The sequence below is a fragment of the Photobacterium indicum genome (genome assembly GCF_003026215.1).
GTDB lineage: Bacteria > Pseudomonadota > Gammaproteobacteria > Enterobacterales > Vibrionaceae > Photobacterium > Photobacterium indicum.
In genome coordinates this window covers 44,669-61,015 of sequence record NZ_PYOC01000001.1, presented here as the reverse complement: position 1 = coordinate 61,015, position 16,347 = coordinate 44,669, and the positions used below count along the sequence as shown (strand labels likewise).

Sequence of the window (16,347 nt, the reverse complement as noted above, 5' to 3'; positions counted from 1 at the left end):
TTTTTTACTGTGTATTATGCCAACCTAGACAATTACCTGAATACTCCGAATATTGGTTTACCAATGCCACGTGAATGATAAACCTTCTGTGATCTATTTAACAAAAAAAGTATTGTTATAAAGTGTAAGTATATTTTTGGGAGCAATAAGGACTGTAAATTAAAATTGGTTGATCTAAATGGCACTTCTATCTTATTTGGTTAACCAGTTTGTTTTTCTGCCTATATTATTAGAACTGTTGGATAGCAGTGGCACATAATAATAAGGATTCCTATGAACAGAAAACTCTTTACCTTAGCACCTATAGCAGTGGCGCTAGTACTCGCAGGTTGTAATTCATCAAACTCAAATGACGGTAAGGATGATCTTCTCCAACCAATTGTTCAATCAAAAGTACACGACATTCTTAACGTTGATGGTTACCAATTCCGTGATGCTAATGGTGATGGCAAGCTCGCACCCTATGAGGATTGGCGTTTAACGTCGGCAGAACGTGCTGCTGACCTAGTCAGCCGTATGACTCTCGAAGAAAAAGTCGGCATGATGCTGATCGATACTTTGAATGCTGAAGCGTATGGATATATTGGTAGCGAACACCAAAATTTGGTCAATCGTCAGATGATGAATCGTTTTATCTTCCGAAATACGATTCTGACTCAAGACGAGATTAATGCACTGACTGATGAAGAGCGACAAGATGGTGGTGCAGGCGGGCCTATGGGGGCTAACTATAAAATCAGCCCGATGGAAGCTGCTCAGTATATGAATAGCATGCAGGAGTTGACTGAACGTACTCGTTTGGGTATCCCTGCATTATTTAAATCGAATGCGCGTAACCATATCGACCCGAATGCTAAAGCGGGTATCAATGTTGATTCAGGTGCTTTCTCGTCATGGCCGAAAGAAGGTGGGCTTGCAGCTACGGGTGATATGGCGTTGATCGGTGAATTCGGTAATATTATGCGTGCAGAGTGGAATGCTATTGGTTTGCGTGGCATGTACGGTTATATGGCTGATCTCGCTACTGAACCGCGTTGGTATCGTGTGCATGAAACTTTTACAGAAGATGCAGATCTGGCTTCAGAAATTATGACATCTTTGGTTGGCAACCTACAAGGTAAAGACGTTTCCTCCGACAGTATCGTACTAACCATGAAGCACTTCCCTGGTGGCGGCCCGCAGTTCCTTGGGGCAGATCCACATTATATTGCTGGTCAACATCAGAGCTATCCGGCGGGTAATTTTGATTACCACGTCAAACCCTTCATTGCAGCGATTGATGCAGGTGTTGCTGCAATGATGCCTTACTACGGAATAGTCGGGGGCGGTGAGTGGTCAATCAACAACCCTGATAGCACGGACTTGGATGCTGGTGGTATACCTCTAGGCGATCTTCTACATGACCGCGTGAAAAATACAGTCCGTGTACCGAACAATGATTACTCTACTAGCGTCGGTACGCCTGCAGGTAATGTTGGTGTCGCTTTTTCGAAAGGCATCTTAGATGGCCTTCTGCGTAAAGAGCTGGGCTTTAAAGGGGTTATTAATTCCGATACGGGTATCATCAATGATCAAAATGAAGTGCATACTGATTATGAGATGATGCACAATAATCGTGCTTGGGGTCTACAGGATAAAGACAAGACAGAGCAATTTGTTATCGCCATTGAGGCAGGTACAGATGTATTTTCTGGGTTCAAGAATAATGCAGAAATCCGTACTGTGGTTGAGCAAGGATTAGTTTCTGAAGCACGTATTGATGAGTCAGTTAAACGTCTTCTGGAAGTACAATTTGACTTAGGGCTGTTTGAAAATGCTTATGTCGATGCCGACAAAGCGAACGCTATTGTGGGTAATGCTGAATTCCAAGAAAAAGCTCAGCTAGCACAGCGTAAGGCCGTTGTATTACTTGAAAATACAGATGCAACTTTACCATTACCGACTGCATCTAGCCTCTTTACTATGGGTATGGATGGCGAAATCGCAGAAGAGTACGGTTTCGATGTAACCATCGGTGATGACGATGAAGGTAATAAAGTAGCAGCTGCGACTGAAAGTGATTATGCATTAATCCGTGTGCGTGTTGATAATATTCCGGCAGTTATTACGGGTGATACTCCCACTAACCGTGCATTAGTATTTGGTGGTTCTGATTTTGACGAATTGTCAGTACTTGATTTCACTGGCATGGCTAAATCTGAGTCTTGGGTAATTACTCCGTCTCTAGACGATATCCAAGCTGTGATGGGGGAGGTTGGTGCTGAAAATACCGTCCTTTCTGTGTACTTCCGTCAGCCATACGTGCTGGATGATACTAGCGGTTTGAAGGGCGCTGGCGCGATACTAGCAACATTTGGTTCGGATGATCGTGCTGTGATGGATGTTATCAGCGGTGAGTTTAAACCTACCGGTAAACTACCATTTGCATTGGCTAACAGTGCCCAAGCGATTCTTGACCAAGATTCTGATGCTCCGGGTTACAAAGAAGGTGATGAGCTATATCCATTCGGTCACGGATTAAACTACAAGTAAATAAATGAGTTTAGTGATTTCAGCGAGATAAAATGCCAGATAACTATCTGGCATTTTTTATATATGAATACGGATCAAGATCAATAAAACACGACTAACTGGTCAACCAATTGATTGTTGTGGTATATAATGTTTATATTCCATTCGTGAACATACTTTTGGTAATACTTTAATTTTTAAATCATTTAGATTGATAGAGGTTCTTTTGTTTAAAGGTAATTTAAATCAGTTACATTCAGTTTCAGGTTTACCTGAAAAAATATTGGAATGTATCAATAGCGTAAAAAACATTTTAGACCACAATGCAGAGGTGGGCACTTATCCATTGCTGGAAGATAAAGCATTTTTCTTTATTGTTAATGACCATACAGAACTATTAGAAAAAAGGCGCTCTGAATGTCACCAAAAGTATATTGATGTGCAAATAGTATTAGAAGGTGAAGAAACCTTTGGTTATAGCGAACAGCCATTCTTATCGCTAGATGAAGACTTGTTTGAACAAAAAGATATTGCCTTTAGTGAAGATATTATTAATGAACAATTTGTAACGCTACAGTCTGGTGATTTTATTGTTTTCACTGCAGAACAGCCTCACCGCCCATTGATTGCGGTTAATGTCCCTGCTCCTGTTAAAAAAGTCGTTATTAAAATCGATAGAATGTTAGTTAACTAGGGTATCAACATGAATCAGTATATTAATGAACTTACTTGGAATGATAATAATATTCCTCATCGCCTATGGGTTGAAGAGTGCGAAAGTGATGGTACTCGCTTATGTTTAAAAGTGATTAAAGATGTTGAACCTGAAATATTGTATTTAGACTTACCTGTTAATCAGCAGCAAGTAATGGGAGCATGGCAGGGGAAAGCATCACCAATATCGGATGAATTCAATGATGGAAAACTGTATTCTCAAGTAAGAAGCTTACTTAACTTACCGCAAGGTTGCGTTGTTTGGACTGTTAATCATATTCAGATGCCGAGTGGATTAAAAATGTCGGCAGATAAATTGGCATTTATACCAGAAATGAAACAAGAACATGGTTTGTTAGTTGCTATATAGTCAGTGTGATATTATTTTTAATAAAAACATCCCCATCAATGATGGTGTTATATTATGGGGATAATTATTTTAGGTAACTTGGGTATAACTCACTAGACAGTGAGTTGTTTGGAATTACGATACATTTTATAGATAGTCACTGCGTTCACGATAATAAACGTTGCTTCCATCATTGTGCCGCCAATTGAACCTAATAATAAATTATTTGTTAACCAACAAAATGAATTAAATAGAATTAATAAGCGCATATGAATACCTCGGACTTTAAATAAGCCCCAAGTAGCAACTGACGCCCCAAATATAGTCAAAATTTCATAGCTATGTTCAACATTGAGTAATCCCATTACCCATAATAATCCAATAAAAAACCACATTACGAGGCTGGATTGCGTTCGGGTGGAGGCATAACTGCGTAGCGCGCTGATTCCACAGCCTACGGCGGCAGTAACCGCACCCATTAAAATGAAGTGAGAGCAAAGAACAATTTGAAATACGGTTAGATGAAGCCGAAACTTATGTCCATCTTGATGCAAAAATGCTGTCGCGCCGATTAAAAATGCAACTATACCAATAGTTTGTGGAAAATCTAATTCAGGCATGTGGCTTTACAGCCTCTGCAAGGTAACGAAGGCACAGCTCTGGGCTCGTTAATATTTCAAAGCTGCTTTCATTACAATACTGTGTTGCAGGTGCCATAGATGCTTGCGCTAATACAATAATAGTTGGTTTGGTCTTTACTGCATTAATATGTGCTGCGATTGTTCTGGCATACATTTCTGTATTTCCAGCGAAATAATAGGGCCAGGCTTTAGGTACTAATTCCGTTTGGATGAATGGCTGCTTTTTTCGTTGAGCTGTTGGTTGATCTAGATGTTTGCTTGTTTCCCCTTCGGTATTAACGGAATGCAATAATTCAACGGTAGGTGCCAATGTGCTAGAAAGTGCTGCAAGTACCAATATATTGTCATGTTGAATAGCGGCTTCTGCCATTGGGCGATCGACACGAATAACCGTTGCCGAAATATTAGGCGTTTTTTCAGCTAAATCACCAATAGTAGAACAGGTACAAATAATGATATCCACATTACTCTCTGCAATTTCTGTGATGGTTTGTTGTACGTCATTGGTTACTTGTTCGGTTAGGCCCTCTTCCATAGCGTTTTGTAATAAACGTTCATTAGTATGATGTGAAATCGTAACCGAAGGTTCTTTAAGGTATTTATCGATATATGGCTTAAAGAGCGCTTCATTGGCTTTTAGGGTATAAAGAAAGCAGATATTCATTGGTGAAGTTCCCTTTATAACTAAGTTTAAGTCATCTATTGGTATCGCGTATTTTCAGTAAAAGAAAGGCCTCCAGATGGAAGCCTTAATATTATAAAACTGTTATATCAATTATTTCACTAAGTCGGCAGCTTCACGCGCTAAACGACCAATTTCATCCCAACGGCCTTCGTTGATCATCGTCTTATCGACCATCCAAGTACCACCACATGCGTAAACTCGGTCAATGGCGAGGTAGTCTTTTACATTATTAATGTTGATGCCACCTGTCGGCATTAGCTGAATTTGAGTATACGGTGCAAGTAGAGATTTCAGCATATTAATGCCACCAGATGCTTCAGCAGGGAAGAACTTTAATGTGGTTAGACCAAGTTCTAACGCGGCTTCAACTGCACTTGGGTTGTTAACACCAGGAACGATATCGATGCCAATTTCCTGACACGCTTTAACGGTTGTTGGGTTTAAGCCAGGAGAGACAACAAATGTTGCGCCCGCTTCTTTCGCTGCCAGTGCTTGTTCGCGGTTAAGTACCGTACCGGCACCGATTAGCATATCTGGCTGGGCTTCGCGAAGTAGACGAATTGCCTCTACTGCTGCATCTGAGCGGAAAGTGATCTCAGCGGCAGGTAGGCCATTTTCAGCCAATGCTTTGCCCAGAGGGATAATGTCTTCAGCGCGGTCGATAGCGATAACTGGAATAACTTTAATTTCGGCTAGTTGTTGTGCAATGGTGCTCATTGTCTGACTTCCTTTATAATTTTGTTGTTATGGTTGATACGGTCGAGTGGATATTAAAATCCATCGCTTCGGTGGCATAGCATGGGATAATCGCCCCTTTGTGCTGGATCACCGTACCGGCTAACTGATGACCCTGAAGCGCCGCTTCTCGTGGCGTTTTATCGGTAAGGTAACCCGATAAAAAACCGGCATTAAATGAATCACCAGCCGATGTAGTATCAATAACAGTTTCTACTGGTGTTGTACTAATAAGTTCTGGTTTATCGGTAGTGTAATCAGTATATAAGCAGCCTTTAGACCCCATTTTAAGCACGACTTTTTTCACGCCAGCGCTCTGTAAACGATCCAATGTTACTTGCGATGAAGTATCTCCCCACAAGGTTTCTTCGTCGTCGTCAGTCACTAACGCAAGGTTGGTAAACGACAATATTTGCTTGTAGCACTTACGCGCTTCATCGGCATTTTCCCACAACGCTGGGCGATAGTTGGAATCAAAAGCAATCTCAACGCCATTGCTAGACAGTTGTCCAAGCAATGTGACTAATTGTTGACGATCTTCCGCGGGTAAAATCGCTAAGCTAATACCGCTGACGTAGACCATATCAACGGTTTGCAAATGGTTTTCTACTTGCGAAAAATCAGGGTGACGAACAAGATAGCGTGCCGCCGATTGGTTACGCCAATACAGGAATGTACGTTCACCTTGCTCATCAAGTTGGATCAAATATAAACCCGGCTGACGTGTTTTATCACGTAACACGTGTTCGGTATTGATCCCTTCTTGTTGCCAGCGAGAAAGCATACCGTCACTGATAGCATCGATACCTAGTGCGCTGATGTAATCAATTTCGACAGATTGCCCTGCGGTACGTGCCATATATACCGCAGTATTCAGCGAATCGCCGCCATAGGCTTGCTGCATGATGCCAAAAGGGGCGCCATTGAGCTCGATCATGCATTCGCCGATAATTGCGATGCGTTTCATGCAAACTCTCCAGGTAATTTGAAGTAATTTTTTGCGTTGTTGAAAGCGATATCTTGAACAAGCTTGCCTAACATTGCCATGTCGTGAGGTGCTTCGCCATTTTGTACCCACTGACCAATCATGTTGCACAGAATACGACGGAAATATTCATGACGGGTATATGATAGGAAACTACGAGAATCCGTTAGCATACCCACAAACTGGCTTAACAGACCCAATTGAGACAGCTGTTCCATCTGGCGTTGCATGCCGTCTTTTTGATCGTTGAACCACCAACCCGAACCAAATTGTACTTTGCCAGCAATGCCGCCACCTTGGAAGTTACCAATCATTGTCGCCATCATTTCGTTATCGCGAGGGTTCAGGCAATAAAGAATGGTTTTTGGTAGCTCATTTGTGATGTCCATGGCATTAAGTAGCGAGGCCAATTCCAATGCAAACGGACGGTCACCTACAGAGTCAAAACCGCTGTCGGCGCCTAAGAGCTTGAACATGCGGGTGCTGTTATTGCGTTGTGCGCCAATATGAAGCTGCATTACCCAGCCACGCTTCGCATATTGAGTTCCTAGCCACACTTGAACAGCTGTGCTGAATTGGTCGACTTCTTGTTCAGTCAGCATTTCGTTATTAAGACGTCGTGCTAGCATGGTATCCAATACAGATTCTGCTGGTACTCTGCCGTAGCGAACGATCTCAATGCCGTGGTCAGCGGCACGGCAGCCATGCGCTGCAAAATGCTCAAGGCGACGATCTAATGCTGTGAGTAAATCTGCGAAACGGATAATCTCCACATCTGCGACTTCACCTAAAAGTTGCATGTATTCAGTAAAGCCGTCTAGCTCGATTTTGAAGGCACGATCAGGGCGCCAGCTTGGTGCCACTTCGATATCACAAGTCTCATCTTCAGCAATGGCTTTGTGGTGCTCTAGCGTGTGAATTGGATCATCGGTAGTGCCCGCCATGACCACGTTCATTTGCTTCATGATACCGCGAGCAGAAAATTCTGGGCTTGCTAGCATGTCGTTACATTCGTGCCAGATTTCTTCAGCTGTTTCGGGGCTGAATAGTTTGCCTGTGATACCAAATGGGCGGCGTAGTTCTAGGTGAGTCCAATGGTAGAGAGGGTTGCCCAGTGTCTGAGGAACTGTTTTTGCCCATGCCATGTATTTTTCAAAATCGGACGTTTCTTTACCCGTGATGAGCGACTCGCTAATGCCCGCAGCTCGCATACTGCGCCATTTGTAGTGATCGCCTTCTAGCCACATTTGACCAAGGTTATCGAATCGACGGTTATCTGCGACTTCTTGCGCATTTAAATGGCAATGGTAATCATAGATAGGCATGTCTTTCGCGAAGTCGTGATATAAACGGCGTGCAACCTCATTAGTTAGAAGAAAATCTTCACATAGAAAAGCTTTCATAGATGGCTCCAAAAAGTATCCCCTCGAAAGGTGTTCATTCGAAGGGATTGGAATTAATTAAAGTGATGCAACCGCAGCACGCGCGCCGTCAGTAAGGATGCGTTGATAAGCATTGGTTACAGCAGTAACAAATTCTTCGTTCTTAATCAGATCGGTACCGAAGATTGCTTCAATGCCCAAAAGAGCTTTAACTACAGAAGCATTAATACCATGCTGTTGGTAGATTTCTTTAAACAGGTTAATCATTGGATCGCGAACATCAATAGGGTTCGCTTTTTCGTCAGAGCCGCTGATGTACATCATCCAACCCGCAATACCCATTGCCAGCCATTTGTAGTCAGTGCCTTTTTCTAAATGGAAGCGTAGTGAACCACCCATACGCTGAGGGATTTTTTGACTACCATCCATCGCGATCTGCCATGTTTGGTGCTTCAGGCTTGGGTTGGTAAAGCGGTTGATAAGTAGGTTTGCGTAACCTTCTAAATCTGTGCCTTCAGGCATGTTGAGCGTTGGGGCTTGTGCTTTCATCATCATGTCGAAAGCTGCTTTGCGGTAGCTTTCATTAGTCATGGTGTCAGAGATGTGCGCGTAGCCTCCCAAATAGCCAAGGTATGCCAAGAAAGAGTGGCTACCATTGAGCATACGCAGCTTCATTTCTTCGAAAGGTACAACATCAGCAACAAATTCAGCACCCACGACGTTCCATTCAGGGCGGCCATTAACGAAGTTATCTTCAATAACCCACTGTCTGAATGGTTCACAAGCGATACCACATGGGTCTTCAACACCGACTAAGGTTGTGATTTCTGCTAGTGTTTCAGCGGTTGCTGCTGGCACTATGCGATCGACCATGGTGCATGGGAAAGTCACGTTAGCTTCAATCCAACCAGCAAGGTCTTTATCTACTAGCATTGCAAAATCGAGTACTGCCGCGCGGGCAACATGACCGTTTTCTTGCACGTTGTCGCAAGACATCACGGTGAAGGGTTTGATGTTTAGTTCGCGGCGGATGCGCAAAGCTTCAACAATGTAACCAATGGCAGAATTTGGCTCGCTTGGGTTAGCTAAATCAGCTTTAACTAGAGTATTATTTTTGTCTAATCGGCCAGTGGCTGGGTCAGCACAATAGCCTTTTTCTGTAATCGTCATCGATACAATGGCAACCTGTTCTTCTGCCATCTTTTCTAGTACCGCACGCTGACCATCAAGCACAGGGTGCAGAGACTCAGTAACAGAACCGACCATTTTCACTGTTGTCGCATCGGCGCCTTTTTCTGCCACAGTGTATAGGTGGTTTTGTTCGCGCAGTTGTTTGATAAGCTCTTCACCGCCGAACAAGTTAATCTCGCAAATGCCCCAGTCACTATCGGTCTTTTCTAGCATTTCACTGGTAAATAACGCTTGGTGAGCCCGGTGGAAAGCACCAAAACCTAAATGAACGATACGGCTCTTAAGGGCTGTTCTATCGTAATTAGGGCGGATGACGTGAGCATTGATTTCAGTATTAGCAATATTTGACATGTTGTGCTTCCTTTATTTTCTCACCGGTATATTACCGGCGAGAAATGTATTAATCGGGACGTGTAATTGTGTTGATAGTGGCTTAGTAACCTAGTACTAGACCAGGTAGGAATAGGCTTAGCTGTGGAATAAAGGTGACTGCCATTAGTGCAAGAACCAGTGCAGCATAGAAAGGTAATAATGGTTTGATGATTTTATCAATCGATACCTTTGCAACCGAACAACCAATAAATAACGCGCTGCCTACAGGTGGAGTACAAATACCAATAGCAAGGTTAAACGTCATCATGATACCGAAGTGCACAGGATCGATACCTAAATCCAATACGATAGGCAAGAAGATAGGCGTGAAGATCAGTACTGCTGGTGTCATGTCCATGAATATACCAACAATTAATAAAATAAGGTTGATGATCAATAAGACAACGAGTGGGTTCTCAGAAACAGCCAGTAGTGCGTCGGCAATCATGTAAGGGATATCGGCGTTAGCCATTGCCCATGACATACCCATTGATGCACCCACCAATAGTAGAACAATTGAAGTTGTTACTGCAGATTCTAAGATGATTGCTGGAAGCTGTTTTATTTTAACTTCACGGTAAACGACTACGGCCAGTATAAAGGTATATACCACTGCGATAGCCGATGCTTCTGTTGCGGTGAAGATACCGCCAATGATACCGCCCATAATAATGACAATAAGCATTAGAGATGGCAGTGCTTTTAATAATGTATCCCACACTACTGCTAGGCTTGGTTTTGGTGCGACAGGGTAGCCACGGCGCTTGGCAATAAAGCCAGCAACACACATTAAGCTTAAGCCCATAATCAGACCAGGGATGTAACCCGCTAGAAATAGTGCCGCAATCGATGTACCACCAGAAACCAGCGAGAACACGATTAAGGTATTACTCGGTGGAATCAATAAACCAGTAGGGCATGATGTAATGTTCACCGCCGCAGAGAAGTGCTCATCATAGCCATCTTTCTTTTGCAAAGGAGACATCGTGCCGCCAACTGCCGCCGCAGAGGCAACCGCTGAACCTGAAATTGAACCAAACATCATATTTGCCATGATATTTACATGCGCCAGAGAACCAGGTAAACGCCCACCTAATACTTTTGCAAAATTAATAAGGCGAATCGCAATACCGCCTTGGTTCATAATATTACCCGCCAAAATAAAGAACGGGATCGCAAGTAGTGCAAAGTTATCAAGGCCTGCCGCCATACGCTGTGCTACTACGGCAATTGCAGGTTCAAGTGGCAGGCTTAGCATAATGGTTGCTAAAGAAGATAGACCAATAGCAAATGAAACCGGGACCCCTAGCGTTAAGAGAACCGCAAAGCTACCAAATAGAGTAAGAATGACTTGCCATTCCATAGAGAAATTCCTTTTTAATTAGTTTTATTGAGGATCTGCGGCTACTTGGGTTTCACCTGATATCAGTTGTTTCACTTTTTCAAAGCCGAAAACAAAAGAATAAAAAATTATTAATGCGCCGCTTAATGGTAAGCAAAAATAGATGTAACCCATTTCCCAACCCAGTGCTGGTGTAACCTGGCCTGTTGCTAACGTTTTAAGCGCGAGGTTAGTACCACCGTAGATCAGTACAATAAAGGCAAAAATAGCAATGGCGGTTTGAATGAAAATTTCGTTAATCAGTTTACGTTTGCCAGTTAGTTTCATTGTTAACAAATCGATAGCAAGATGACGTTTTTGGCCTGTTGTGTAAGCCGCACCAACAAGTGCAACCCACATAAATAGATAGCGTGCTAATTCATCCGTGATAGTGCTTGGTTTGCCAATAACATACCGTGAGATCACCTGCCAAATAACACAGAAAACCAGGAAGGTAGAGAGAGACACGGTAAATGTGGCTAACCCTCTATTGATATAACCAACCAATTTATTCATCTTTAATTCCTTAGTGTGTGGGAGTAGGCGAAATTAACTGTTGGTTAACCAATGTAAGAAAATATTAATCAACGATATTTTTCACGCACTCATTTCTGACAGGGATTATAGATAATGGTCGATAAATGTCATGTGAGCTACTTCACAATTGAATTGGTTGACCAATATTGGGGTTATTATTGTGATTTAGGTCAACCAATTGGTGTTTTTGTTTTGACGGGATACGTATTTGACGCCAATATTAGTCCCGTATTCCAATATACCTTACGAAATGGACAACCAATCTCACGGAGATATAACAATGATGACACGTAAAAGTGTACTAACAGCTCTAATCGGTACTGCGCTAACAATTGGTGCTTCAGCTTCTGCTTTCGCTGCAACTACATTTAAGCTGAGCCATAACCACCCACGTGACCATGCCGTTCACCAAGCAATGGATTCAATGGCAAAAGAAGTACGTGAGCTGACGAATGGTGAAGTGCGTATTCGTATCTACCCTGATGCACAATTAGGTACGCAGCGTGAATCAATGGAGCTAATGCAAAATGGCGCGCTTGATATGGTTAAAACAAATGCTGCTGAATTAGAAGCATTTGCCCCAGCTTATGCGGCATTTAATCTACCGTATTTATTCCGTGATAAAGCACACTATTACAACGTAAAAGAAGGTGCGGTTGGTGAAGAGATTTTAGCGTCTTCTCGTGAGAGTGGCTTCATTGGTTTGACTTATTACGATGCAGGTGCACGTAGCTTCTATACGTCTAAGCCGATTAATACACCAGAAGACCTTAAAGGGTTAAAAATCCGTGTACAACCAAGCCCTTCTGCTATCAGCATGGTTCAGTCACTAGGGGGAAATGCGACACCTTTGGCTTATGGCGAACTATATACAGCCCTACAGCAAGGGGTGGTTGATGCAGCAGAAAATAACATTCCTTCATTCAGTTTAAGTCGTCATGGTGAAGTCTCTAAATTCTTCAGTCTAGACGAGCACACTATGGTTCCAGATGTACTGGTTATCTCTAATAAAGCATACGATGGCCTGTCTGAAGAGAACCGTGCAATACTTAAAAAAGCAGCGATGCATTCTGCAGAATTAATGAAAAAATTGTGGGCGGAATCTGAAAAAACTGAACGTGCTAATGCAGAGAAGCTAGGCGTGACATTTGTGACACCGAACAAAACAGCTTTTGTTGATGCAGTACAGCCGATGTATGACGCTTTAGATGAAACAAACCCAGAGCTAGCTGAAATTGTTGAACGTATTAAAGTGGTTCAATAATCGATAGATTAGTTATTAGCGTAAAAATAACAAGGTGTTGCTACTCTTCACCATAAAGAGGTTGACCAATTTGTTCAGGTCTTTATGATGGCGTAGAGTGCAATGGAATATAGTGACAATATAAATATGATGCCTTTTGAAGCAAAAAGACCTTATCAAGAATTAGGGTTGATACTAAGACAAGAATTAATGAGCGGTCAGTATAGTGTGGGTGATCGCCTGCCACCTGAACGTGACATCGCCGAAAGGTTAGATGTGAGTCGTACAGTGGTGCGCGAAGCTATCATTATGCTTGAACTTGAAAATCTAGTTGAAGTTAAAAAAGGGTCAGGGGTATATGTCCTTAATATTCCAAGTGAAACGAATAGTCGCGAAAATGTGATTAGCGATGAAGCCGGTCCATTTGAAATGTTGCAAGCAAGGCAGTTACTAGAAAGTAATATTGCTGAGTTTGCTGCGATTCAAGTAACACCGGGTGATATTGTGAAAATGCGAGTCGCACTTGAGCTTGAGCGTAATGAAATCGCAAGTGAATCTGCAAATTGTAACGGTGATGAACAATTTCATCTTTGTATTGCCGAAGCTACTCAGAATTCTGTGCTGGTGGATATGCTTAAACATTCTTGGGCGCGTCGAGAGCAAAGCCCTATGTGGAAAAAGCTTCACTCTCGTATAAATGATCAGGCTTATCGCGAAGAGTGGCTAGACGATCACGCAAAGATTCTTTCAGCAATGCAGCGAAAAGATCCTATTGCGGCAAAAAATGCCATGTGGCAACACCTTGAAAATGTAAAACAACGATTACTCGAGTTATCTGATATCGACGATCCTAATTTCGATGGGTATTTATTTAGCTCAAACCCTGTTGTCCTTCTTGGGGATGATAAATAAAGTCGAGACCTTAATCTTAATATAAGGCATCGATAAATAAGACCAGCGTCCTTGTTGGTCTTTATTTAGAACTGCTACTTCTAAGTGACAGTTAATTAAATTTTTAAATACTTTACTCGTCAATATTTTTCGAGCGGGTTAAGTGTGTCTGCAAAAGGTGATTGTCATGGAACAAACTTGGCGCTGGTATGGTCCTAATGACCCAGTTTCTTTAAACGATATTCGTCAGGCGGGAGCTACGGGTATTGTGAACGCGTTACACCATATTCCCAACGGAGAAGTGTGGACGAAAGAAGAAATCCTTATTCGTAAGGCTTTAATTGAAGAAAAAGGCCTTACATGGTCAGTGGTTGAAAGTGTTCCTGTACACGAAGAGATCAAAACTCAAACGGGTAATTACCAGCTGTGGATTGATAACTATAAACAAACATTACGTAACTTAGCGGAATGTGGCATTGATACGGTATGTTATAACTTTATGCCTGTTTTAGATTGGACGCGTACTGATCTTGAATTTGAAATGGCTGATGGTTCTAAAGCACTGCGGTTTGATCAAATTGCATTTGCCGCTTTTGAATTACATATTTTAAAACGCCCAAATGCAGAAGATGCTTATTCTGACGAAGAACAAGCACAAGCTAAAATCTATTTTGATAATATGTCTGATGCCGACATTGCTAAACTAACTGGCAATATTATTGCGGGGCTACCTGGCGCAGAAGAAGGCTATACATTACAAGAATTCCAAGCCCAATTAGACCGTTATGACGGTATAACAAAAGATAAGCTTCGTGAACACATGGTGTACTTCCTAAAAGAATTAATGCCAATTTGTGATGCTAATGGTTTAAAAATGGCCGTACACCCAGATGATCCACCACGTCCAATTTTAGGTCTACCTCGCATTGTTTCAACAATTGAAGATATTGACTGGCTAACAGCTGAAGTACCAAGCCAAATGAATGGCATCACAATGTGTACAGGTTCGTATGGTGTACGTGGTGATAATGATTTAGTGAATATGATTAAGCAGCACGGCGATCGTATTTATTTCACTCATTTACGTTCGACGCAGCGCGAAGATAACCAGCTTAGCTTCCATGAAGCTGCACACCTTGATGGTGATGTTGATATGTATAATGTCGTGATGGAAATTCTGAAAGAAGAGCAACGCCGTGATGAAGCAGGTGAAGTACGGTTAATACCAATGCGACCAGATCATGGCCATCAGATGTTAGATGATTTGAATAAAAAAACCAATCCTGGCTACTCTGCTATTGGTCGCTTAAAAGGTCTTGCTGAAGTTCGAGGTTTGGAAATGGCATTAAAGCGGGCTTTCTTTACAAAATAAAAAATAGATTAAATCGTATAAAAGGTCCGAGCATCGGGCCTTTTTTGTTTCTTTATAGCCAGTGAATAGAGGTTTGTTGATTATCTTTCAAGGGGAATCTGGGTATACGTGAAAGATAATCATAGGCCATTATTTAATTTATTTTAAATACTTTACATGGGCTTCCATTTCTTCCCCTATTTCTTTACGCATATTCATTAATTTAATGGCTGAATCACGCAATTCAATATCTTCAGAGGTCTGCGGAATCCATTCTGGAATAGGCGTTGGTTTTCCTTCTTCATCAACAGCAACCATAATGACAATACAATGTGTAGTCAGACGGCGTTCTAATAGTTTAGGGTCGCTTGCTTGTACATCTATCGCGATATGCATTGAAGAGCGGCCTGTATAAATAACTTTAGCACTGACTTCGACAAGGTTACCGACTTGAATGGGGGCGACGAAACGAATTCCGCCAGCGTAAGCGGTAATACAGTATTTAGCACTCCATCCTGCAGAGCAGGCATAAGCCGCTAAATCGATCCATTTCATTACTGCCCCGCCATGGACTTTACCACCAAAGTTAACGTCACTCGGTTCAGCTAAAAAACGGAGTGTTACATCGCGCTGTCCACCTTTCATACAACTATTCCTCAGAGCAAAAGAGATACGATTTAATTTTATGTAAAAAACAGATGTATCAGTAGTGTTAATTAATTGTTTTGCTATTACACCCTTACAAAACTGATAGATCAAGCGCTTAGTGGCTATTTTCTGGTATTAATAGCCACAACAGCCTTTACTGCTCTTAGAATGTAATTTGAATGTAACAAGGTGTGGTTCTACTGGGATTGAAGGGTAAAGTGATGATCCTGCGGTTAAAATGGTTACGTTTACAGTGCTGTTATAAAGGGTTTTCAAAGGGTTGTATCTAGTCGATATGATGTCATTGCTAGTTGTGTCACAAATTTTACATTTTGTTATATGTGAATTTTTAATGAGTAGAGGAACAATAATAATAATTTATATTCAATAAAATCATGGGCTTTAAAGCTAATTGTTTCTTTATGATAGCATGGTCAATTAAATCGTTTGTAATGCTTATTTTTCGTTAACTCATCACTGTTTTTCTATAGAAGACAGTAGTGTTATTTATAGTGTGAATGCATTTTGTTCATATGAATTGCAAATCTATCATTATGATTATTAGGAATAAATTCACAAATTCTATTCCAATTGGTAATTTATAGGTGCATGAATGTTAATCGGTTACAAAGTTGGCAAAACTAACTAATATTACCTGATTGTAACCAATGTTACATTGGGGAAACGTTTACATTAACACCGTATCGATCACGTTAAACCTAATTCCAATC

At 41.7% G+C, this 16,347-nt stretch carries 15 protein-coding genes; 6 read left to right on the top strand and 9 right to left on the bottom strand.

Annotation, left to right across the window (positions count from 1 at the left end):
* The first annotated feature begins 273 nt into the window (after positions 1-273).
* From C9J47_RS00270 to C9J47_RS00260, 3 genes are all read left to right on the top strand, one after another.
* Positions 274-2,532 carry a glycoside hydrolase family 3 protein gene (locus C9J47_RS00270; RefSeq protein WP_107251719.1) on the top strand — a complete coding sequence of 753 codons (2,259 nt, stop codon included), beginning with the start codon at positions 274-276 and terminating at the stop codon, positions 2,530-2,532.
* Positions 2,533-2,737: 205 nt separating this feature from the next.
* Positions 2,738-3,205: a NanQ anomerase/TabA/YiaL family protein gene (locus tag C9J47_RS00265; RefSeq protein WP_107251718.1), complete on the top strand. Its 468-nt coding sequence runs from the start codon at positions 2,738-2,740 to the stop codon at positions 3,203-3,205.
* 9 nt (positions 3,206-3,214) lie between these two features.
* Entirely contained in the window at positions 3,215-3,595 is a 381-nt protein-coding gene (locus C9J47_RS00260; RefSeq protein WP_107251717.1) for a hypothetical protein, read from the top strand.
* Between the two features lie 92 nt (positions 3,596-3,687).
* On the opposite strand, the gene C9J47_RS00255 is transcribed toward C9J47_RS00260, so the two are convergent.
* From C9J47_RS00255 to C9J47_RS00220, 8 genes are all read right to left on the bottom strand, one after another.
* The gene (locus C9J47_RS00255) at positions 3,688-4,194 is read right to left on the bottom strand and encodes a YgjV family protein (protein ID WP_107251716.1); all 507 of its coding nucleotides are present in this window, start codon (positions 4,192-4,194) and stop codon (positions 3,688-3,690) included.
* Positions 4,187-4,879 (bottom strand): hypothetical protein, encoded by a 693-nt coding sequence (locus tag C9J47_RS00250; protein WP_107251715.1) that lies wholly within the window; start codon positions 4,877-4,879, stop codon positions 4,187-4,189. The genes C9J47_RS00255 and C9J47_RS00250 overlap by 8 nt, the downstream gene beginning before the upstream one ends.
* Before the next feature lie 111 nt (positions 4,880-4,990).
* On the bottom strand, positions 4,991-5,617 hold the full coding sequence (locus C9J47_RS00245; protein WP_107244144.1) for a bifunctional 4-hydroxy-2-oxoglutarate aldolase/2-dehydro-3-deoxy-phosphogluconate aldolase: 627 nt from the start codon (positions 5,615-5,617) through the stop codon (positions 4,991-4,993).
* A 13-nt stretch (positions 5,618-5,630) separates the two neighbouring features.
* Entirely contained in the window at positions 5,631-6,602 is a 972-nt protein-coding gene (locus tag C9J47_RS00240) for a sugar kinase (protein WP_107251714.1), read from the bottom strand.
* Positions 6,599-8,023 (bottom strand): glucuronate isomerase, encoded by a 1,425-nt coding sequence (gene uxaC, locus C9J47_RS00235; RefSeq protein ID WP_107251713.1) that lies wholly within the window; start codon positions 8,021-8,023, stop codon positions 6,599-6,601. Before uxaC ends, C9J47_RS00240 begins: the two co-directional genes overlap by 4 nt.
* 57 nt (positions 8,024-8,080) lie before the next feature.
* Entirely contained in the window at positions 8,081-9,544 is a 1,464-nt protein-coding gene (locus C9J47_RS00230) for a fructuronate reductase (protein ID WP_107251712.1), read from the bottom strand.
* A gap of 82 nt (positions 9,545-9,626) precedes the next feature.
* On the bottom strand, positions 9,627-10,928 hold the full coding sequence (locus C9J47_RS00225) for a TRAP transporter large permease (RefSeq protein ID WP_107251711.1): 1,302 nt from the start codon (positions 10,926-10,928) through the stop codon (positions 9,627-9,629).
* Positions 10,929-10,952: 24 nt separating this feature from the next.
* Positions 10,953-11,462: a TRAP transporter small permease gene (locus C9J47_RS00220; protein ID WP_107251710.1), complete on the bottom strand. Its 510-nt coding sequence runs from the start codon at positions 11,460-11,462 to the stop codon at positions 10,953-10,955.
* 301 nt (positions 11,463-11,763) lie between these two features.
* Here C9J47_RS00220 and C9J47_RS00215 point away from each other — a divergent pair, with 301 nt between their 5' ends.
* The 3 genes from C9J47_RS00215 (at position 11,764) to uxuA (ending at position 14,989) form a co-directional block, all read left to right on the top strand.
* The gene (locus C9J47_RS00215) at positions 11,764-12,747 is read left to right on the top strand and encodes a TRAP transporter substrate-binding protein (protein ID WP_107251709.1); all 984 of its coding nucleotides are present in this window, start codon (positions 11,764-11,766) and stop codon (positions 12,745-12,747) included.
* Positions 12,748-12,849: 102 nt separating this feature from the next.
* Complete coding sequence (locus C9J47_RS00210) at positions 12,850-13,638, top strand: FCD domain-containing protein (RefSeq protein WP_107251708.1); 789 nt, start codon at positions 12,850-12,852, stop codon at positions 13,636-13,638.
* Positions 13,639-13,804: 166 nt separating this feature from the next.
* Positions 13,805-14,989, top strand: a complete 1,185-nt coding sequence (gene uxuA, locus C9J47_RS00205) for a mannonate dehydratase (protein ID WP_107251707.1) — start codon at positions 13,805-13,807, stop codon at positions 14,987-14,989.
* Between the two features lie 138 nt (positions 14,990-15,127).
* Here the strand turns inward: uxuA and C9J47_RS00200 are convergent, their stop codons facing one another.
* Entirely contained in the window at positions 15,128-15,613 is a 486-nt protein-coding gene (locus C9J47_RS00200) for an acyl-CoA thioesterase (protein WP_107251706.1), read from the bottom strand.
* Positions 15,614-16,347: the final 734 nt, after the last annotated feature.